Annotated in this window: 18 protein-coding genes; 16 read left to right on the top strand and 2 right to left on the bottom strand. The window is 30.0% G+C overall.

Annotated features, from left to right (window positions below):
- Nucleotides 1-54 precede the first annotated feature (54 nt).
- Nucleotides 55-1,926, top strand: coding sequence for a tetratricopeptide repeat protein (locus Q1A15_RS04060; protein WP_299619158.1), 1,872 nt, complete (start codon nucleotides 55-57; stop codon nucleotides 1,924-1,926).
- Here the strand turns inward: Q1A15_RS04060 and Q1A15_RS04065 are convergent.
- The gene (locus Q1A15_RS04065; protein WP_299619160.1) at nucleotides 1,923-2,357 is read right to left on the bottom strand and encodes a TerB family tellurite resistance protein; all 435 of its coding nucleotides are present in this window, start codon (nucleotides 2,355-2,357) and stop codon (nucleotides 1,923-1,925) included. The genes Q1A15_RS04060 and Q1A15_RS04065 overlap by 4 nt on opposite strands.
- Before the next feature lie 169 nt (nucleotides 2,358-2,526).
- On the opposite strand from Q1A15_RS04065, the gene Q1A15_RS04070 reads away from it, so the two are divergent.
- The 15 genes from Q1A15_RS04070 to Q1A15_RS04140 all read left to right on the top strand — a co-directional run bounded on the left by Q1A15_RS04070 (nucleotide 2,527) and on the right by Q1A15_RS04140 (nucleotide 20,586).
- Nucleotides 2,527-3,522, top strand: a complete 996-nt coding sequence (locus Q1A15_RS04070) for an alpha/beta hydrolase (RefSeq protein ID WP_299619163.1) — start codon at nucleotides 2,527-2,529, stop codon at nucleotides 3,520-3,522.
- 200 nt (nucleotides 3,523-3,722) lie between these two features.
- The gene (locus tag Q1A15_RS04075) at nucleotides 3,723-4,286 is read left to right on the top strand and encodes a hypothetical protein (protein ID WP_299619166.1); all 564 of its coding nucleotides are present in this window, start codon (nucleotides 3,723-3,725) and stop codon (nucleotides 4,284-4,286) included.
- Between the two features lie 132 nt (nucleotides 4,287-4,418).
- The gene (locus Q1A15_RS04080) at nucleotides 4,419-4,712 is read left to right on the top strand and encodes an ankyrin repeat domain-containing protein (RefSeq protein ID WP_299619169.1); all 294 of its coding nucleotides are present in this window, start codon (nucleotides 4,419-4,421) and stop codon (nucleotides 4,710-4,712) included.
- A gap of 6 nt (nucleotides 4,713-4,718) precedes the next feature.
- A complete protein-coding gene (locus Q1A15_RS04085; RefSeq protein ID WP_299619172.1) occupies nucleotides 4,719-5,315 on the top strand; it encodes a methyltransferase domain-containing protein in 597 nt (198 codons plus the stop codon).
- Nucleotides 5,316-5,917: 602 nt separating this feature from the next.
- A complete protein-coding gene (gene tnpA, locus Q1A15_RS04090) occupies nucleotides 5,918-6,301 on the top strand; it encodes an IS200/IS605 family transposase (protein ID WP_299619175.1) in 384 nt (127 codons plus the stop codon).
- Nucleotides 6,302-7,186: 885 nt separating this feature from the next.
- The gene (locus tag Q1A15_RS04095) at nucleotides 7,187-7,390 is read left to right on the top strand and encodes a helix-turn-helix transcriptional regulator (protein WP_299619178.1); all 204 of its coding nucleotides are present in this window, start codon (nucleotides 7,187-7,189) and stop codon (nucleotides 7,388-7,390) included.
- Nucleotides 7,391-7,395: 5 nt separating this feature from the next.
- Nucleotides 7,396-8,604 (top strand): DNA cytosine methyltransferase, encoded by a 1,209-nt coding sequence (locus Q1A15_RS04100; RefSeq protein WP_299619181.1) that lies wholly within the window; start codon nucleotides 7,396-7,398, stop codon nucleotides 8,602-8,604.
- Nucleotides 8,597-11,104 (top strand): ATP-binding protein, encoded by a 2,508-nt coding sequence (locus tag Q1A15_RS04105; RefSeq protein ID WP_299619184.1) that lies wholly within the window; start codon nucleotides 8,597-8,599, stop codon nucleotides 11,102-11,104. Before Q1A15_RS04100 ends, Q1A15_RS04105 begins: the two co-directional genes overlap by 8 nt.
- Nucleotides 11,104-11,820, top strand: a complete 717-nt coding sequence (locus Q1A15_RS04110) for a hypothetical protein (RefSeq protein ID WP_299619187.1) — start codon at nucleotides 11,104-11,106, stop codon at nucleotides 11,818-11,820. Before Q1A15_RS04105 ends, Q1A15_RS04110 begins: the two co-directional genes overlap by 1 nt.
- Entirely contained in the window at nucleotides 11,813-12,478 is a 666-nt protein-coding gene (locus Q1A15_RS04115) for a hypothetical protein (protein ID WP_299619190.1), read from the top strand. The genes Q1A15_RS04110 and Q1A15_RS04115 overlap by 8 nt, the downstream gene beginning before the upstream one ends.
- A 45-nt stretch (nucleotides 12,479-12,523) precedes the next feature.
- Complete coding sequence (mfd, locus tag Q1A15_RS04120; RefSeq protein WP_299619193.1) at nucleotides 12,524-15,937, top strand: transcription-repair coupling factor; 3,414 nt, start codon at nucleotides 12,524-12,526, stop codon at nucleotides 15,935-15,937.
- Between the two features lie 207 nt (nucleotides 15,938-16,144).
- Nucleotides 16,145-17,476 (top strand): TlpA disulfide reductase family protein, encoded by a 1,332-nt coding sequence (locus Q1A15_RS04125; protein ID WP_299619196.1) that lies wholly within the window; start codon nucleotides 16,145-16,147, stop codon nucleotides 17,474-17,476.
- 89 nt (nucleotides 17,477-17,565) lie between these two features.
- The gene (locus tag Q1A15_RS04130) at nucleotides 17,566-18,915 is read left to right on the top strand and encodes a TlpA disulfide reductase family protein (protein WP_299619199.1); all 1,350 of its coding nucleotides are present in this window, start codon (nucleotides 17,566-17,568) and stop codon (nucleotides 18,913-18,915) included.
- Between the two features lie 83 nt (nucleotides 18,916-18,998).
- The gene (locus Q1A15_RS04135; protein WP_299619202.1) at nucleotides 18,999-19,721 is read left to right on the top strand and encodes a protein phosphatase 2C domain-containing protein; all 723 of its coding nucleotides are present in this window, start codon (nucleotides 18,999-19,001) and stop codon (nucleotides 19,719-19,721) included.
- A 4-nt stretch (nucleotides 19,722-19,725) separates the two neighbouring features.
- Nucleotides 19,726-20,586 (top strand): DMT family transporter, encoded by an 861-nt coding sequence (locus Q1A15_RS04140; protein WP_299619205.1) that lies wholly within the window; start codon nucleotides 19,726-19,728, stop codon nucleotides 20,584-20,586.
- A 1-nt stretch (nucleotide 20,587) separates the two neighbouring features.
- Here Q1A15_RS04140 and Q1A15_RS04145 read toward each other — a convergent pair whose 3' ends face one another.
- A complete protein-coding gene (locus tag Q1A15_RS04145) occupies nucleotides 20,588-21,175 on the bottom strand; it encodes a phosphopantetheine-binding protein (RefSeq protein WP_299619208.1) in 588 nt (195 codons plus the stop codon).

A 21,175-nucleotide genomic window follows, 5' to 3' on the forward strand; every position in this document is an offset into this window, starting at 1 on the left:
AGAGCAAAACACTAGTTTTACCTACATAAATAAATATGAAAATGATTATTTACAATGAAAACATTGGCTTTAGGCTTTAGTATTGTTTTTATTATATTTTACTTCAACAAAGCAACAGCTCAAAATAAGCAAATAGTAGATAGTTTGCTGCAAATTGTGAATACTAAAAGTACAGATACTACTCTGATTAAGGCTTATAACGATTTAGGTATTCAATATGCTAGTTCAAATCATTTCAAAGCGAAAAAGTTTATAAGAAAAGCATTACGAATTGCTCATAAAATTAAGGCACCCAGAGGAATTGCTGGATCAAGTAACTGTTTAGGTATAGTTTATTATTATCAAAAAGAATACGATTCTGCGTTAGTGCATTTTAAAAAAGCACTTTTTCTTAATAAAAAAGTAAACCATTTATGGGGACAAGCCTCTGCCTTACATCAAATTGGAGCTGTGCAAAATTTTCAAAGTAATTATTTTGAAGCTATTGAGAGTTTTAAACAATCAGGAACATTATTTTTAAAACTCAAAGACTCTATTTCGTATATAAAATCTATTGAAAATACTGGAGTTTCTTATTTATTAATGCGACACGATAAAAAAAGTTTAGAGCATTTATTCAAAGCAAATAAATTATATGAAAAACGTGGAAATCCTTTAGGTTTAGGAAGAACAAATATTCAAATTAGTAATGTCTTAATTCGTCAAAAAGAATACTCTAAAGCATTAGAATTTTTAGAGAAAGCGCTACCACAAATTATTCAAGGAGGTAATAAAATACACCTGCTAGTTTTACTAAAAAATAAAGGTATTGCTTTGAAAGGAATTAAAGCGTTTGATAGAGCTTTAGAATTTTATAATCAAGCATTAAAAATAGCACGAAATATAAATCATAACAAAAGAATCTGTGCTTTACAGTCTCTTATAGGTGATTTATATTATGAAAGAAAACAGTATGAAAAAGCAATAACTATTCAAAAAGAAGCTTTAAAAAATTATCCAAAATCAGATTATAAAGACAAGAGTTATACAAGTATTGGATTGGCAAATTCTTTTTTAAAATTGAATAAATTGGATTCTGCTGTGTATTATGCAGAAGGAGCATTACCATTATCCAAAAAAGCAATGCGTTTAGATTTAGAAAAAGACGCTGTAGAAATACTTGCAGGCATCGCAGAGCAAAAAAAAGACACTGCTAAAAGCTACGCTTATTTTAAACAGATATCGTTGCTTAAAGACTCTATAAATGCGATTGAAAAACAAAAACAAGCAAGAGAATTACGAGCAAAGTTTGAGTTTGACAAAAAAGAGAGAAAAATTAAAACGCTTACCAAAATAAATCAGCAAGCAAAGCAGAAGCATATTGTATTGATAATTGTCTCTTTTTTAGGAATTTTTCTTTTATCCTATTTCGTACTTATCTTCCAAAGAAAGCAAAAACAATCGTGCATAGAAAAATACTTTTTAAATAAAGAATTATTGAAGAAAGATGAAGAATTACAAGAAAAAAGCAAGCAGTTAACTTCAAATTCGCTACACTTAGCTAATAAAAACAAGGCGTTAAAAGTACTAAAGAAAGAAGTAGAAAGCATTAAATATGCAGAAGATCAAAATACCCAATACAATTACCAAAAACTTCTTCAAACCATAAATTTTAATATGACAGAAGATAAAGATTGGGATAATTTTAAAAAGTATTTTGAACAACTACATAACGATTTTTATAGTACAATTAAAAATAAATACCCGAGTGTAACTGCCAATGAACTGAGATTGATGGCTTTATTGAAAATGAATTTATCAACCAAAGAAATAGCAGGAATTTTAAATGTTACTCAAGAAGGTGTAAGAAAAGCAAGGTATCGACTTCGAAAAAAACTAAAAATAGAGTCGAATACAATGCTTTTAGATATGGTATTAAATATTTAAACAGCGTTTACTTTTTTAATAGCAGTTGTAAAATCATCCAAATCGTTATCATTCATTACTAAGTGAATAGCTTCGTCGCAAACTTTTTCAACATTATCTAAAGGAAAAGTCAAAGCAGTAGCTACTTTTCGTAACAAAACAACTTCCTTTTTAGTAACATCATCGTCAGCAAAAATCATTTTTGTTAGCAAGTATAAACGTTCAATACTTTCATCGTATCCTACAGGTGGATTTACAGGATATGCATCCGGATTTTCAAGTATCTTTTTATACTCTTCTTCAGTAATATTTAATTTTCTCGCAGCTCTATCTAATAAACCTTGTTCTCCTTCAGTAATGTTATTATCTGCTAATGCAATTTTAACAACACTAGCAAAATAACCGATTTCTTGTTTGTGTTTTCCGCTGGCGTATAAATCTGATATAGACATGTTTTGAATTTTTTGTTATGTATAAATTTAATTAATCTTCTATGTTTTTAGATCAAAAAAAAGATGAAAAGTCACTTTTTACCTAGCTATAATTTAAATATATTTATGAGAAAAGGTTAAAAATTAAACTTTTAGCAATAAATGTTGTCTTAGAAACAAAATCCCTATCATGAAACAACTACAATACATAGCCCTTTTTTCAATACTATTTTTTTCGTGCAGTACAGATGAAAATATAGATATTCCAGAACAAAATCAAGATATACCAACAATAAAAACCGAGGTAACATACGACGTTACAATTACAAAAGATATTGTATATGCAGAAGGTTTAAGTCACGAATCTATTAACAGTACAAATGCAACAGTAAAACAATTGAAATTAGATGCTTATGTTCCTAATAATTCAGTAACAAACAGACCAGCAATTTTGTTAATACATGGCGGCGGATTTATTTCTGGATCTAAAGAAGTTCCACAAATGACCAATTTAGCAAATTACTTTGCATCAAGAGGTTGGGTTGCTTTTTCAATAAACTACAGATTGCAAGGAGATTTAGGAACAGTTCCGTCTGCTTGGGTTCCTTTTGCGCAAAATAATCTCGATCCAAGTGCTGTAGATCAATTTTTTGCTTTATATCCAGCGAGTAGAGATGCAAAAGCTGCTTTACGTTGGTTGTATGCCAATGCTAACAATTACAATATCAATACAGATTATATTACTGTTGGTGGAGGTTCTGCAGGCGCTGTTACGGCAACAATGTTAGGTGTTTCTAGTCCAGAAGATTATACAGAAGAAATTTCAATGACAGTAGATCCAACTTTAGCAACAACAAATCTAGATCAACCAACAAAAGTACATACGGTTTTAGATTTCTGGGGAAGTGGAATTACTGTGGAAATTTTAAATGATTTATACAACAAACAACGTTTCGATACTTCAGATGCGCCGATAATTATTATGCACGGAACAGAAGATCCAACAGTTTTATTTAGTGAAGCTGAAAAACTAAGAGACAATTACATTTCAACAGGAGTTAATTATGAATTTTATCCTTTAGAAGGAAAAGGACATGGACCTTGGAATGCAACAGTTAACAACAAAAGATTAGAAGCTTTGTGTTTCGATTTTATTGTTGAACAACAACAACTTAAAACAGAATAGTAATTTATAAAAGGTTCATAACCAATAAAAATACCACTCAATTTTTAAAGCCAGATTAAAATTTTAGCAATAAAACTTTAGCAATCTGTAAAATTAATTTTAAGAATATTATAGTTGTATTACTATTCGAAAAGTAAGTTTTTTCGATGTCGATTTTAGGTAATTTCACACTCAAATTAACCTATAAATCTTCATTAAAAATGAAAACTTTTAAATTACTTATTGCAGCAGTAGCTTTAGTAGCTTTTAACAGCTGTCAGAATGATGATACAGTGACTACAGAAACTGTACCAGCAAGTAATCAAAACCAACAATTTGTTAAAGTAATTGATGTTTCTAACACTCCAGAAGTACAAGAAATTGTAAAAGAATTACAATCTGGTACTAAATTAAATGCAGGTATCGTTTCTCAAAGAATCGTAAACTGTACTTTAGATAGCGATATCGGTTGTGGTAGTGAAACTGCATTAGAAATTGAAGAGTATGTAAATACTTCTAACTGTATTAGCTTTACTCAAGGATCTTTAATTTTTCCTCCACAAGCAGAGCAATTCACATTCGATTATTCTTACTATATCGATGGTGATTCAGACATTAATTTAGATAGATATCAATATCAATTTGATGCGCATATCGCTGAGATCGAGCGTCAAATTAAGCCACAAAAAATCGCTTTTATTCAAGCAGATGCACAAAACGGATGTTTTAACGAAAGAGGTTGGAATGTAGACCAAGTTGTGTACACAGTAATCTTAGGAAACTAAGCTACCGAATTTAAGAATTAAGTATACGAAAATACCGATGGTGAAAACTATCGGTATTTTTAGTTTTTATATAGCGTATTTCAAAAAATAAAAAGCATAAATTTAACCTATCAACCTTTTAAATAAAGAAACATGTCTGGAGGAGATTGGAAAGCAATGTTTAAGGCGATTCAAGACAATGATATTGAATTGTTAACGTATTATTTAAAGTTAGGTATCGATCCTAATTATCAACATCCAGAGTTTATGGCTTTGCCTTTAGCAGAAGCAATTCGTTATAATCATTTAGAAATGGTAAAACTCTTATTATCCAAAGGAACAAACCCACTTTTAGTAGAGTTAGAAATAGGAAAATCTATAGTTGAAATAGCTTTACAGAAAGGAAATAAAGAAATTATAGAGCTTATTAAAAGTTATAAAAACTAAAACAATTTGAGTACAACAAAAGATTACTGGTCGCAACGCTACATTGAAGAAAGAACCGGTTGGGATTTAGGTACAGCTTCCCTCCCATTACAAACGTATTTCGATCAATTAACCAACAAAGATTTACGCATTTTAATTCCTGGAGCAGGAAACTCTTATGAAGCAGAATATTTACATAAAAACGGATTTTCAAATGTTGAGGTTTTAGACATTGCAAACGAACCTTTACAAGCATTTACAGAACGAAATCCTGATTTCTCTAAAAATCAACTTTCAGAAGCTGATTTTTTTGAGTTCGAAGATCAATATGACTTAATTATTGAACAAACATTTTTTTGTTCCTTCCCTCCACTTCCAGAAACTCGAAAAGCTTATGCAAAAAAGATGCACGAGTTATTAAAACCAAACGGAAAATTAGTTGGTTTATGGTTTGATATTCCACTAACTGGAGATCTAGAAAAACGTCCATTTGGCGGCGATAAAGAAGAGTATTTGAGTTATTTCTCTGAATATTTTGAAGTCTTATCTTTTGAAAAAAGTTACAACTCTGTTCCAGCCAGAAAAGACATAGAGTTATTCGGTATTTTTCAGGTTAAGAAATAGATTACTATTCCCGTAATGAGATTCCGAAACAAGTTCGGAATAACGTTTGGCGTGGAACATCATGTTCTCGTCAAGCTGAATTTATTTCAGCTTCTCATACTGCTGAGAATAGATCTTAATTTTAGGTTGATTAAAAAAATTATAATTCATTCTTTTTTCCATTGATGAAAAAAGAAGCAAAAAAATCTAGTCTTCATAGCTTTTTACACATAAAACTCACATCCTCGAAACGTAATGAAAAGAACTCGCTATCGCTCAAACAGCTTTTCATTTTGCTCGTTTCTTGCGGTGGATTTTATGGTTCAATCTATGTATGACGTTTAAAATACAAGTGTTTATCGTGGAACAATTTCGTTCGTCAAGCTGAATTTACTTGTGCTGAATTTATTTCAGTATTTCAGTTTCTCATGATATTGATTTTAAACTTTATAGAACTTCGACCTCAGAGAATCAACGTAAATAAAATAGAGAACAAATTCGTTAAGAAATAAAATCTGTTTGAGGCAACGCCGAGTTATTTTATTGGTCTCAACTAATGGTCTAAAACCCTGCAATTTTATTGCAGCACTTTCAGTTATATGAAAAATTAATACCTTTCAGATATGGAAAGATCACTACGTAAAGGTTCTCATACGGTAATTAGGTTAACCTGTCATATAGTTTGGGTTACAAAATATCGTTATCAGATATTGAAAGGAGATATCCAGGTTCGTTGTCGAGAACTTCTGATGCAAATTTGCGATGCAGAGAACGTATCGATTTTAAAAGGAGTAGTTAGTTCAGATCATATCCATATCCATATGCATATAGAATATGCACCTAAACAAAGTGTTAGCTATTTAGTAAAGCAGCTGAAGGGTAGAAGCTCTCGTAAACTTCAACAAGAATTTAGAAAATTAAGTGATCTTTACTGGGGGAAACATTTTTGGGGAGCTGGCTATGGTGTTTGGAGTACAGGCAATATTACAGATGAGATGGTTAATTAGTATTTAGAGCATCATAGAAAACCGAACTCGGATAATTCTAATTTTATATTAGAATAAAAAAGGGGGACTTTTAGTCCCCAGTATAATAAACCTCTGTACTTTCAGTACAGAGTGATTTAGTTTAGAATTCGTTCGAAGATTTTTAGTTGATGATCTGAAGTCTTGATTTTTGGTTCTTTGTATCAAGACAAAGAATAATAGTAGCAAATGTAATTACGAACGAAACGCAGTGTAGTGAAGTAATCTCTCAATCAGAAAGTATGTTCATTCTTTTTTCCATTGATGAAAAAAGAAATCGACTTTAGGAGATTCATGAAGACTTAAACCAATAAAAAACGACTGAACTAACAAAAAAATCTAGTCTTCATAGTTTTTCACACATAAAACTCACATCCTCGAAACGCAATGAAAAGAACTCGCTATCGCTCAAACAGCTTTTAATTTCCTCGTTTCTTGCGGTGGATTTTATGGTTCAATCTTTGTATGACGTTTATCGTGGAACATTACGTTCTCGTCAAGCTGAATTTATTTCAGCTTCTCATAGTATTGAGATGAGGTTTTGGAATGTTGAATTCATTTGTACTTCTCTTGATGAGATTCCGAAATAAGTTTGGAATGACACCTCTGTTACTAAACTAAACTGTTAAAACAAGATACTTTTCAAAATTGAATTAATAATTTTTATTATGTTTAAGCCATGAAAAAAGACAAAGAAATAGACCAGTCCCCCTGTTCCTTTCACTTTTTCTTATTCACAAACTAATGTACACCCATAATAAGCTTGCGGATATCCGTAAAGTATTGTGTTGTGCTATGGTTAGTTTAGAATTTTAATAAAAAGTAATTATTTTTGCCTAAAATAATAATTTAATTATCCTATTTAATATGGAAATTAATAGATTAAAGATTGTTTTAGCTGAAAAAAGACGAACAAATAAATGGTTAGCTGAACAAATAAAGAAAAGAGAATCAACGATTTCTCTTTGGTGTACAAATTCAAGACAACCTTCTTTAGAGACTTTATCAGAGGTTGCTAAAGTATTGAATGTTGATATAAGAGATTTATTAAAATCAACAAAACAAATCTGATCGAAATGAAAAAAAAGAATACATACATAGATTTATTTGCAGGTTGTGGAGGACTTTCTCTAGGACTTCATAACGCTGGCTGGAGAGGTTCTTTTGCTATCGAGAAAAGTGAAGATGCATTTAAAACATTAGAATATAATTTAATAAAAAAGAAAAAACATTTTGATTGGCCGTCTTGGTTAGACCAAAAGAATCATGATATTAATCAAGTTTTAAAAAATCATTCTAAAAACTTAATTAAGTTGAGAGGTAAAATTGATTTAGTAGCTGGAGGACCTCCTTGTCAAGGGTTTTCAATGGCTGGAAGAAGAATTGAAAATGATTCTAGAAATGATTTAATAAACTCTTATGTAGAGTTCATTAACTTAGTAAAACCTAAATTGATTTTTTTTGAGAATGTAAAAGGATTCACACAAGGATTTAAAAAAAATAACAAAAAAGGAAAAGCTTATTCTATTTATGTAAAAGAAGAACTAGAGAGAATTGGATATAAGGTAAAAGGTCAATTAATTAATTTTGCTGATTATGGAATACCTCAAAAGAGAACTAGATTTATTTTGGTAGGTATTGATATAGAGTATGTTAAATCTAATTCTATCTTAAATGAGGAAACTTTTTTTAGAAAAGTTGAAAGTAATAAAGAGGAATTTTTAATAAATAAAAAACTTATTGTAAATCCAACATTAGAAAATGCTATATCTGATTTATTAGAAAGTAATGGCCAAATAGAGTCCGAAACTCCGAATTTCAAAGAAGGAGTTTATGGTTGTATAGAATCTGAATACCAAAAGTATGTTAGAAAATATAAAAGAAAAGATAGTAAAGTTGATAGTCATAGGTTTGCTAAACATACTGATAATGTTAAGAATAGGTTTGAAATTGCTTTGAATGAAAAATTAACAAGCTCAGAATATCGCGTACGATTTAATCTTAAAAAAAGTAGCACAAAAATTCTTGAAGCTAATAAACCTACTCCTACTATAACTACTTTACCTGATGATTATATACACTATTGTGAACCAAGAATTATGACGGTTCGTGAGTATGCTCGAATTCAATCATTTCCTGACTCTTATCAATTTAAAGGTAAATATACCACTGGTGGCAAAAGGAGAACTCAAGAGGTTCCTAGATATTCACAAATAGGTAATGCTATTCCTCCTCTTTTTGGAGAGCAGGCAGGACTTGTTTTAAAATCAATTTTAAATGGATAAAGGTGTTTTAAAATTTGATGTAAAAACAGGAATGAAAAATATTATCGGTAGAGATTTAATTACTGACGATTTTATTGCTATTTATGAATTAGTTAAAAATTCCTATGATGCTTATGCTGACTATGTGAAAATTACCTTTGATAAAGATGAAATTATTATCTCAGACAACGGCAAAGGAATGTCAAAAAATGACTTACAAAAAAAATGGTTTGCTGTAGCATATTCAGCAAAAAAAGAAGGAACAGAAGATCTTGATTTAAAAAGAGAATCCCATTTAAATAATTTAAAATCTAGAAGATTTTATGCAGGAGCAAAAGGTGTAGGTCGCTTTTCTTGTGATCGATTAGGGGGGCAATTAGATTTAATTACTTCAAAAATAAAAACAAATCAAGCTTTTAATGTAAAAATTGATTGGAACCAGTTCGAACAAAATGCTGAACAAAGCTTTGGTTCTATAGAAATACCTTTTAAAGAAGTAAAAAAAGATATATTTTTTCCAAAAAACTCTTCCAATGGAACTATTCTTAAAATCACAAATTTGAATGGAAAATGGGATAAAGGAAAAATTTTCAATTTAAGACGTTCTTTAGAAAAATTAATAAATCCTTTTTCTGAAGATAATTCTTTTAAAATTGAAATACAAGCTTCAAATAATATACAATCAATTAGAAAGACTGATAGTAATTTAAGCATCAATGGTGTAATAGGAAATAGTATCCTTAAAATACTGGATTTAAAAACTACTCAAATTGATTTAAGCCTTAAAGGAGAACTAATTACAACAAAAATAATTGATAGAGGAACCTTAATTTATCATATAGAAGAACCAAATAATTATCATTCCATTATTGATGATTTAGAAATTAACTTATATTTTTTGAATAGAAGTGCGAAAATAAATTTTGGTAAATTAATGGATATTGAACCAAAAAATTATGGAAGTGTATTTCTATTTAAAAATGGATTTAGAGTTCAACCCTATGGAGATATAGGTGACGATAGTTGGAATTTAGATAATAGGAAACAGCAAGGTTATAACCGTTTTTTAGGAACAAGAGATCTTTTTGGTAAAGTAGATTTAACAACAATTAATTTCAATGAATTCAAAGAAGTTTCAAGTAGAGATGGTGGTTTAGTTGAAACAGTAGGAAAAAAAATACTCTTTGATATTTTTATTGAAAAAGCTTTTAAGAGGTTAGAACGTTATGTGGTAGGTGTACTTTGGGGTGAAGCTTTTAAAAGAAAAAATTACTTTTTAAATAAAGATCTTGCTGACATTCATAAAAAAGATTTAGAAAAAGATAAAGATAAAGACCTTTTTGGAGATGCTTTAAATAGTATAGGAAGTAAAATTGATTTTGTTAATCTAATTAAAACTTTAGGGGATGATAAAGATATTAATATCATAAAATATAATAAAGATCTTGTAAACCTTGTAAATGAAAAACTAGAAGACGTTCAACCAAAATTTATCGCTGATTTAGAGAAAATAGCAGAAAGAACTAGTGATGAAAATTTATTAAATCAAGTTAGATTAACAGAAGATTCTTTTAGTAAAATTATAAAAGAAAAAGAAGATGCAATTAAGCGTGAGGAAGAAGAAAGGAGAAAAAGAAAAGAAGCTGAGGAAAAAGTAAAGAAAGAAGAAAAAGCAAGAAAAGAAGCTGAGGAAAAAGCAAGAAAAGAAGAAGAAAAAAGGATTAATGCTGAATTATTGACTGTTAAGAAAGAAAAAGAAGTTGCTTTAGCTTTGGTAGCCAAATTAAAAGCTCAGCAGAAAGAAAAAGAGGAAAAAGAAAAAAATAAAAAATTATCAGATAAACTTTCTATTGAAACTAAAAAAACTCAATATTTAACTGCTACAAGAAAAACACTCAGTGATGACGCTGAACAACTTGTACATTCAATAGATTTATATGTTGGAAATGCTTCTAAATATGTCAATGAATTATTAACATCTAATATAAATGAAGAGGTAAAATCAAAAATATATTCAATTAAAAATAATATAGATAAGGCTATTAAGGTTTCTCAAATAATAATTAAATCAAACTTTGATTATAAGTTTACTAATCAGAGAATAAACCTTCCAAAATATGTAAAAGAATATTTAGAAGATTTATCCAGAGAAGATCTAAATATTAAAATTAATAATCTTTTTGAAAAATACTCTTTAATCAATCCTATAGATATTGATATTGTTTTAGATAACTTAGTTTCTAACTCAATTAAAGCTAATGCAAGTAATATATTAGTTGAATTTTTTAAAATAGATAAAAAAATAGAAATTTTATATCATGATGATGGTATTGGTGTTTCTAAATTATTAGTTGAAAATCCAAAATCTATTTTTGAATTAGGAGTAAGGGACTCAAAAGAAAAAGGGTCAGGAATTGGAATGTATGATGCTAAAAAAAGAATAAAGAACATGAAAGGTTCGATAGATTTTATAGGAAATAATATAAAATTAAAAGGAGCCTCATTTAAAATTACTTTATAATGAGTCAAGTACCACTAAATTATCTAGTATTTGATGATGATTCAGATGCTAAAAAACAATACGATAACAAAATCAAAATTGATGGATGTGAAGTAACTCCTATTGTTATTAACCCTATTGACTTTTTTAATGTGGAATCTAATGAATTTGAATTAGATAAGTTCAAAAGTGAAATTAAAGAAAAAACTAAAGGAAGAAATATAAACTTGATCATTACCGATTGGAATATATTAAATAAGAATGATGAAGGATTCCGTGGTGTAAAAGGGTGGGATATTATTGAGTGGGTTATTGAAACGAAAGATAAATGGCGAAGTAGAACTTTTTTAATTTATTCTTCAGATATAAAAAAAGCTTCTGATTACGTTTTAGAGAAAATAAAAAAAGAGATTGAAAATCAACCTGAAGAGACAATTCCATCCTTGAGTTTTATAAGAGAGATTATTGAGCTTAAAATAAAATTCTGTAAAAGAGATGATCAAAGGTTTGAAGAAATAAGAACACTCTTAAAAGAGTCTAATACAATTTCTAATGTTGTATTAAATTCAATTTTATCTTTTGAGGAAGGCATGATAGTAAATACTGGAAATTCGAATTTTGATGGTAAAAAAATTTCAGATATTTTAAATTCAAATAAAATAGACAATGGTGGTTTGAAGTTCATTCGAGAATTTATTGAGCTGTCTATTTCTCACTATTCCTATTTAAATGAATAATTATAATTCTACAATAATTTTACACGCCATTGATAAATCTACTTTATTTTTAGATAAATTTAAAGATGAGTTTAGTGGAGTGTATAAACCTTTCAATATGAATGAAGATTCAATTAAAGGTATTAAAACTCTATTAGGAGATTTAGAACCAAAATCTTTAATTGTTTTTTTAGGACATGGTAGTTCATCGGGCTTGTTTGAACCAGATGATACACATACATATGAAAAGTACTTTCTTAATGTAACTTTAGGTAATCTCTATTTTGATGAACATGATATTTTCCTTTTAAGCTGTAAATCTAACGAATACATACAAAAAATTTATAAGTCTAATTATTCAGTAGGTTTTGGTAATATTATAAGTTCAAAAACAGAACTTGATTTACATAATCAGAAAAGTGAACTAGAAAAAGGTTTAAGTGAAGAAGAGATAAAAACTTTCAATGAAATTTATGTCAATTCATGTATTAAAGTGATCAAAAATATAATTAATGGAGACATTTTATTTCAAGATACTCCCAAATACATAGCGTATTATATTAATAAAGAGATTAATAAAATATTATTAAATAAAGATAATAATAACAGAATTGAATTAGCTAAGTTATTATTTGAATTTAGAAATCAAATTCAACTTAAATACAATTTAAGAACCTAAAACTTTTAAAAAGAATCCCCGTATCTTTGCTCAAAATTTTTACCGTTGAGTAAGCAAACCATTGTAAACTACTACCAAAATGCTACAAAGGTAGCTTTGGTACAACAAGCCTTACAACAAGAAAAAAACCACTTTCAATTATCGAATCTGGTCGGTTCTTCGTTGTCTTTTGTGATATCCGAAACTTTTAAAACTGCCGATAAACCTTTTCTATTTATTTGTAACGATAAAGAAGAAGCGGCATATTATTTAAACGATCTGGAGCAATTATTGGGAGAGAAAAACGTACTGTTTTATCCCGGTTCGTATCGTCGTCCGTATCAAATTGAAGAAACCGACAACGCCAATGTATTGTTACGATCGGAAGTGCTGAACCGTATCAATTCACGAAAAAAACCAGCGATAATTGTTACGTATCCTACTGCTTTATTTGAAAAAGTAGTAACGAAGAAAGAGCTGGAAAAAAACACACTCAAGGTAAACCAAGGTGAAAGCTTATCACTCGATTTTATCAACGAAGTATTATTCGAATACAATTTCAATCGAGTTGATTTTGTTACCGAACCTGGAGAGTTTTCGGTACGTGGAGGAATTGTAGATGTGTTTTCATTCTCTAACGACGAACCCTATCGAATCGAATTTTTTGGAGATGAAGTAGACAGCATCCGAACATTTGATGTAGAAACACAACTGTCGAAAGAAAAACTCACCAAAGTGAGTATTATGCCAAATGTAGAAAACAAGGCATTACAAGAATCACGAGAAAGCTTTTTAAAATATATTTCAGCAAAAACGGTATTGCTGATTAAAAATCAGGATTTACTTACTGGAAATCTCGATAAATTTTTCCGCAAAGCGGAAGTAGAATTTGAAAAACTGTCGGAAGACATTAAACACTCAAAACCATCAGAATTGTTCTGCGACGGAACATTGATTAAAAATCAATTGCAAGATTTTACGGTGGCTTATTTGGATAAAATGTCATCTCGAGCGGAGTCGAGAGATGTTTCAGCATCTCATCCAGATAAAAGTACTGCTCACACAGGTGAGACCCTGAAACAAGTTCAGGGTGACGGTAAGATTTCATTCTCAGTCCGTTCACAGCCTTCTTTTAATAAGCAGTTCGATTTATTAATCGAAGATTTAAATGTTCATCATTCTAAAGGATATACCAACTATATTTTTTGTGCTAATGAAAAGCAAGCACAGCGTTTTCATGATATTTTTGAAGATGCCGATGTTGAGGTACATTACGAAACTGTAGTTTTTCCGATTTATCAAGGATTTATTGATGAAGATCAGAAAATAGTTTGCTATACCGATCATCAAATTTTTGAACGTTACCATAAGTTCCGACTGAAAAATGGTTACGCCAAAAAACAATCGATTACACTAAAAGAATTAACCAATTTAGAAAAAGGCGATTATGTAACACATATCGATCATGGAGTTGGAAAATTCGCAGGATTACAAAAAATCGATGTTGAAGGAAAGAAACAAGAAGCGATTAAATTAATTTATGGCGATCGCGATATTTTGTATGTGAGTATTCACTCGCTACACAAGATTTCTAAATTCAACGGAAAAGATGGAAAACCACCAAAGATTTTTAAACTAGGATCGAATGCGTGGAAGAAAATCAAGCAAAAAACGAAAACTCGCGTTAAAGAAATTGCCTTTAACCTAATAAAACTTTATGCAAAGCGTAAATTAGAAAAAGGACACGCTTTTGGTCCAGATACGCACATGCAACATGAGTTAGAAGCGAGTTTCTTATACGAAGATACACCAGATCAGTTTTCTGCAACGCAAGATGTAAAAGCCGATATGGAAAAAGATCAACCAATGGATCGTTTAGTTTGTGGTGATGTTGGTTTCGGAAAAACAGAAGTTGCCATTCGTGCCGCTTTTAAAGCTGTAGACAATGGAAAACAAGTTGCGGTGTTAGTACCCACTACAATTTTAGCGTTTCAGCATTTTAAGACGTTTTCTGAGCGTTTAAAACAATTTCCTGTACAAATAGATTACTTAAACCGTTTTCGTACCGCAAAACAGAAAAAAGGTGTTTTAGAAGGTATTGCCGATGGATCTGTAGACATTGTGATTGGAACACATCAATTAACGAACAAAAATGTACAGTTTAAAGATTTAGGTTTATTAATTATTGATGAAGAACAAAAATTCGGAGTTGCAGCAAAAGATAAATTGAAAACCATTAAGGAAAATGTAGATACGTTAACCTTAACAGCAACGCCAATTCCACGTACGTTACAATTCAGTTTAATGGCTGCGCGTGATTTATCAGTCATAAAAACACCACCACCAAACCGTCATCCGGTAGAAACGAATGTGGTTCGTTTGTCTGAAGATATCATGCGTGATGCGATTTCCTACGAAATTTCACGTGGAGGTCAGGTTTTCTTTATTCATAACAGAATCGAGAATATTAAAGAAGTTGCCGGAATGTTACAACGTTTGGTTCCTTCAGCAAAAATTGGAATTGGACACGGACAAATGGAAGGGAAAAAGCTAGAGGAATTAATGCTGGCTTTCATGAACGGAGAGTTCGATGTTTTAGTGTCTACCACAATTATTGAAAGTGGATTAGATGTACCAAATGCCAACACGATTTTTATCAATAATGCCAATAACTTCGGATTGTCAGATTTACACCAAATGCGTGGTCGTGTAGGACGTTCGAACAAAAAAGCATTCTGTTATTTTATTACACCACCGTATCATATGATGACGGAAGAAGCGCGTAAACGAATTCAGGCTTTAGAAATGTTTTCTGAATTAGGAAGCGGATTGAATATCGCCATGAAAGATTTAGAAATTCGTGGAGCTGGAGATTTATTAGGAGGAGAACAAAGCGGATTTATTAACGATATTGGTTTCGATACGTATCAGAAAATTCTGAAGGAAGCGATTGAAGAACTGAAGGAAAATGAATTTAAAGATTTATATCCTGTTGATGAAAATGCTGGCCCGAAAGAATATGTAAAAGAAGTTCAAATTGATACTGATTTTGAGATTTTATTTCCAGATGATTATGTGAATTCTATCACAGAGCGTTTGAATTTATATAAACAATTAGGTGAGTTAGAATCGGAAGAAGCATTACAAGTTTTTGAAACCAACTTAATCGATCGATTTGGTGAATATCCAACTCAGGTTCAAGATTTACTAGATTCTGTTCGTATCAAATGGTTAGGAAAATCATTAGGATTAGAGAAAATCATTCTAAAGCAAAAACGTATGATTGGGTATTTTGTATCCGATCAGCAAAGTGATTTCTATCAAACCGAAGCATTTACCAAAATGTTGAGGTATGTACAGCACAATTCTAAAAGCTGTGTGATGAAAGAAAAGCAAACCAAAAATGGTTTACGATTATTAATCACATTTATTAAGATTGATACCGTTAAAAAGGCGTTAGAAACGTTGCAGAAAGTGTAAGTGTCATTGCGAACGAAGTGAAGCAATCTGATTATTGTTTAGTTTGTAATTGTTTTCAAATTCAAAGACTAACAGATTACGTCGTTACTATCGCTCCTCGTAATGACGGTTTGTAAAAATATAGGCGTCATTGTGAGCAAAATAAAGTTGAGTGAAGCAATCTATGCAGAGTAGTTTTTTAATTCAAAAAACACAAGACAAAAGAAGATGAAAAAAATATTGATAGTACTAGTGTTTGCTATTTGTATAGCACCAATTTATAGTCAATCTATAAGCGGAACAGTTAAAAATGCATCGAAAGATGTAAAACTATCGTTACGCACTATAAATAAACGCGCAGTAAAAGAAATTTCGCTGCAAGGAAATAGTTTTAATACGAGTGATTTAGAAATACGAGAAGGTTTTTATAAGTTTAGAAAAGATAATAATTCGGTGTATGTATATTTAAAGCCAGATTATAAACTTCAAATCAATTTCGATGCTAAAGATTTCAACAAAACAGTTAGTTTTTCGGGTCAAGGAGCTGAAGCAAATAATTATTTATTAACGAAGAAAAAGTTATTAAAAGAACGTTGGAAAAATTCAGAAAGCTTTTATAAAGAAGACGAAACTAAATATTTGAGTATTATAAAATCTATTGATAAAGAATTAAAGACTTTACTTAGTCAAGTAAACGATGCTAGTTTTAAAAACAATGAAACGATTAACTTGAGATTTAATTGCTTACAAAACTTATATAATTACTCAGTTTCTGCAGTCTCACACACAGGCAAACCAGTAACGCCAAGCACAAATTTTTTAAAACCATTACAAGAGTTAAATTATAACGATGCAGATTTATACGACCAATATCCTTCTTACAAAACATTGGCATCAGATTATTGGCATGACTTATTAAAAAAAGCGAAAAGCTTTGAAAGTATGGATGCTGAATTCAGTAAAATTTTAACGAGTCAACTTTTTGTAGATGTCATTGTAGACGCTTATTACAGAATTTCAGATACGCCAGAAAAAGCAAAATGGTACTATCAATTGATAGAAAAACATGTCCCGAATCAGAGTTTTGTAGAAAAAGCAAAAATTAAGTTTGATAAACTAAGTACTACTGCGATAGGACAAAAAGCTCCGGCTTTTACTTTTAAAGACCGAAACGGAAAGGATGTGTCATTAGAAGATTTTAAAGGAAAATATGTGCTTATTGATATTTGGGCAACTTGGTGTACTCCTTGCTTAAGAGAATTACCATATTTGAAAAAAATAGAGAAAAAATATCACGGTAAGAACATTGCATTTATTGGACTTTCTGTAGATAATAAAACAGAATACGATCTTTGGCAACAAACGTTGAAAGATAAAGAAATGAATGGAATTCAATTGTTTACCGATAAAGCTTTTGAGTCTGATTTTGTAAGTGATTTTGGTGTAACATCTATCCCTCGTTTTATTTTAATTTCTCCAGAAGGGAAAATTGTAGAAAGTCATTTAACAAAGCCTTCAAACGATAAAACACACGCACTTTTAGACAAGCTTTTAAACTAGAATATAATATTAACGATTTTCGTGTTTGAAAAAAACAATAAGTTAATTATAAATGAGTTAATTTGTAGTGATGTAAAGGATAATGATTTATGAAAAAAATAATTACTTGTTTGTTACTGTGTAGTATATCAAGTCTTTTCAGTCAAAAAATAACATTCAATATCGAAAACGATACCATTGGTAGCACGTTTTCTATTCGTAAAGTTACAAACGAAGTAGTTCGAAATGTAACGCTTAAAGAATTGAATTTTGATTTAGATGGTATTAGCCTTGATGAAGGATATTACATCTTAAAAAAAGAAGAAGACAAAGCTGTACTTTACATAAAACCAGAACACGAACTTACCATTTCTTTTGATGCAGAAGATTTTCATAATTCAATTGAATTTACAGGAAAAGGAGCTTTAATTAATAAATTTTTAGCCGAAAAAAATGCGATTCGCTTAAGCGATAATGGTACAGAGAAAAAATATTACGACCGTGATTTTTACGAAGGAAATGAATCTAATTATTTGAAAAAGATTGACGGTTATTACAAAGGTTTATACGGAACTTTATTTTCAGGAAACTTAGATAAAGATTTTGTTGAAGAGGAAATGAAAAACTTGCAATATGGTTATTCTTTAGATTTATTAAAATATGAAGATGCCAAAGCTTATTATCAGTTTAATGATAGTATTTATCCGTCTAAAGCTTTTTTAGAGCCTCTTACAAATATTCATTTTGATACAGAGTACTTATTTGAGAAATATGAATCTTATGCGCAATTAAGTATTTTAAAATGGCGAAAAGACCTAGAAAATGCCGCGGATTTAAAAATGATGAGAGATATTTTATCTTCAATTCGTACACAGCCTTTAAAACAAGGCGTTTTAGAGAGTTTATTCGAATTAATGAGTGCAGATACTCCACAACGTACAAGAGACTATTTTAGCCTTATTAAATCGAATTCTGCAACTTTAGAATTAACAGCAAAAGCAAAAACGATTTACGATCAAGTTCGTTTGGTTGAAGCAGAGAAAAATTTATCAAAATTCGATTTCTTAACAAGCAATGAAGAAGAGGTAAAATTAGCCGAATACAAAGGGAATTATATCTTAATGAATATTTGGGCTTCTTGGTGCGAAAGCTGTGTTCAAGATTTTGAAACGATAGAACAACTTAAAAAAGAATACCACGATTATAACATTGTTTTTATCAATATTTCGGTAGATAAAAAAGAAGATTTTTCGAAGTGGTTGTCGATTATCGAGAAAAACAGTAATAAAGGAGCACATTTATTTTTCGATGGTTCTAAAGGAAAGTTTGTAAAAACATATAATATTTCTTCAATGCCAACTTGTGTGTTATTATCAGACAAAGGAAAAGTGATTACCGACAAATTGAAGCTTAGTAGTAAAAAAACACGTCGTCTTTTAGATAAAATTTTCACCAAATAAGAAGAGTTCTTCTTATGCTTTCTTTTGAAATTTCTAAAACTTAATTCGAAGTAAACTATTGGTATTCCTTATTTTCGCGGGGAATGCAAATTTATCATACACTTCAAATAGGAGAATTCCACACCAATCATTGCGAAGATTTTTTAATTATAGAAGACATATCCGATACTGAAAAACTATTGGCCGTTTTCGATGGCTGTTCCTCAGGAAAAGAATCTGTTTTCGCATCAATTTTATTCGGAAAAATACTAAGAAACATCAGTAAACAAGAGTTTCATAAATCCTTTGTTGTTAAGGAGAAATCTTCGATACAAGAAAAAATGAAAGCTATTCTTTTACAGTTTTTCAATAAATTAAAATCAACGAAACAAACACTCGATTTAGATACTTACGAACTGCTTTCAACAGTTATTATTTGCTTGACAAATACAGAAAATAAAACAGCAGAAATTGTTGTTGCTGGAGATGGTTTAGTTACTGTTGATGGTAAAAAATATGATTTTGAAAGTAACGATAAACCAAATTATCTTGCGTATCATTTACAGAAGTCTTTTGAAGATTGGTTTACAAATGAAACTCAAAAAATAACGATTAATCACTACAAAGATCTTAGTTTAGCAACCGACGGAATTTTCGCATTTAAAAATTTAAAGAATAGAACTAAAGAAAAACCAGAAAGCGAAATCATAGAGTTTTTGCTGCATGAGTCTGTAAACACAACTTTAGATACAAAAATTAAAAGACTAAATCAACAATACGATCATCTTCCAACAGATGATATTGCGATAATTAGAGTACAAAATTAAACGTATGGATAACACACATTTTAAAAAGATTTTAGGTTTATTATTAGCCACTTTTTTTATTAGTACTTCTGGAGTTTTAGGTAGATATATAGCAATGCCTTCTGAAGTAATTATCTTTTTTAGAGCGGCATTTGCCATGCTGATTTTGTTTGTCTTTTTAAAGTTTAAAAAAGAATCGTTATCACTAAAATCAAAAAGTCATTTTTTACCTTTTGTAGTTGGGGGAGTTTTTATGGGAATACACTGGATAACCTATTTCTACGCGCTTAAACTTTCAAATGTTGCTATAGGAATGCTGTCGTTGTACACATTTCCTGTGTTGATTGCGTTTTTAGAACCTGTATTTTTAAAAGTGAAATTCAATCCGATTTACATTGTACTTGGAATTTTAGTTTTACTCGGATTATACATTTTGTCTCCAGATTTTACCTTTGAAAACACAACCGTTCAAGGTATGATTTTCGGTGTAATTTCAGCACTTTGTTATGCTATTCGTATTTTAATTTTAAAACGTTATGTAAACGAATATAATGGTGTGGTTTTAATGTTTTATCAAACAGTAATTATATCGATTTGCCTCTTCCCTACACTATTTTTTATGGATATTTCTGGTGTACAAAGTCAGTTACCATATTTGTTGTTACTTGCTTTTTTAACCACAGCAATTGGACACAGTTTAATGGTGTATTCTCTCCAGTTTTTTACGGCTTCAACTACAAGTATTATTAGCAGCGTACAACCAATTTTCGGAATCATTCTAGCATTTATTTTCTTGCACGAAATTCCAAATATAAATACATTAATCGGTGGAAGTTTAATTTTAGCTACTGTTGTTATTGAAAGTATACGAAGTAAGAAAAAGTAGATTAATCAATACCTAAATCTGTTGTCATAGCATGATGTAGTTCGATTTCATTAACAGGTAAACCAACACAATCACTAACAATTCCAATAACGATTCGTTGGATATCATACTCAGAAATCAATCCTGAAATATCAATGATTTTTTGATAATTTAAAGAAATGATCCAATCAATTAATTCACCAATATTTCCTTTGGTAATAGGAGATTTACGTTTGAAAATTTTTAGACCTAAAACTTTAACATGCGTATCTAACTTATCGTTAAAATCTAAAGGAACCAATTCAGGTAAAGTAAGTTGTAAAGATCTTTCTAAATCTTTCCATTGAAAAGCTAAATTACTTAGCTTAAAAACGTCCATTATTGGTGTTTTTAAACCAATGGTTGCTGTACTTGATGTAGTTTCTAAAATCGCATTTTTAATGCGGTTAAAAAGAAGTTCTTTTCTTGTGTTATTTTGATGTGAAATTCTCTTAGTTACAGCATTTATTAAATCTTGAACAGTGTAGATTTGTTCACATTCCTGATCTGGGATATCAATTTTAAACGTTTTCTCAACAGTAACAATAAGTTCAACACTATCTAATCCCAT

This window comes from uncultured Tenacibaculum sp. (assembly GCF_947495995.1).
GTDB lineage: Bacteria > Bacteroidota > Bacteroidia > Flavobacteriales > Flavobacteriaceae > Polaribacter.

Coding starts and splice junctions, on each gene's coding strand:
- Q1A15_RS04145 (WP_299619208.1), bottom strand. CDS start 21,175: ATGGGATTAGATAGTGTTGAACTTATTGTTACTGTTGAGAAAACGTTT.
- Q1A15_RS04100 (WP_299619181.1), top strand. CDS start 7,396: ATGAAAAAAAAGAATACATACATAGATTTATTTGCAGGTTGTGGAGGA.
- Q1A15_RS04115 (WP_299619190.1), top strand. CDS start 11,813: ATGAATAATTATAATTCTACAATAATTTTACACGCCATTGATAAATCT.
- Q1A15_RS04095 (WP_299619178.1), top strand. CDS start 7,187: ATGGAAATTAATAGATTAAAGATTGTTTTAGCTGAAAAAAGACGAACA.
- Q1A15_RS04105 (WP_299619184.1), top strand. CDS start 8,597: ATGGATAAAGGTGTTTTAAAATTTGATGTAAAAACAGGAATGAAAAAT.
- tnpA (WP_299619175.1), top strand. CDS start 5,918: ATGGAAAGATCACTACGTAAAGGTTCTCATACGGTAATTAGGTTAACC.
- Q1A15_RS04080 (WP_299619169.1), top strand. CDS start 4,419: ATGTCTGGAGGAGATTGGAAAGCAATGTTTAAGGCGATTCAAGACAAT.
- Q1A15_RS04070 (WP_299619163.1), top strand. CDS start 2,527: ATGAAACAACTACAATACATAGCCCTTTTTTCAATACTATTTTTTTCG.
- Q1A15_RS04135 (WP_299619202.1), top strand. CDS start 18,999: ATGCAAATTTATCATACACTTCAAATAGGAGAATTCCACACCAATCAT.
- Q1A15_RS04060 (WP_299619158.1), top strand. CDS start 55: ATGAAAACATTGGCTTTAGGCTTTAGTATTGTTTTTATTATATTTTAC.
- Q1A15_RS04140 (WP_299619205.1), top strand. CDS start 19,726: ATGGATAACACACATTTTAAAAAGATTTTAGGTTTATTATTAGCCACT.
- Q1A15_RS04130 (WP_299619199.1), top strand. CDS start 17,566: ATGAAAAAAATAATTACTTGTTTGTTACTGTGTAGTATATCAAGTCTT.
- Q1A15_RS04125 (WP_299619196.1), top strand. CDS start 16,145: ATGAAAAAAATATTGATAGTACTAGTGTTTGCTATTTGTATAGCACCA.
- Q1A15_RS04065 (WP_299619160.1), bottom strand. CDS start 2,357: ATGTCTATATCAGATTTATACGCCAGCGGAAAACACAAACAAGAAATC.
- Q1A15_RS04075 (WP_299619166.1), top strand. CDS start 3,723: ATGAAAACTTTTAAATTACTTATTGCAGCAGTAGCTTTAGTAGCTTTT.
- Q1A15_RS04110 (WP_299619187.1), top strand. CDS start 11,104: ATGAGTCAAGTACCACTAAATTATCTAGTATTTGATGATGATTCAGAT.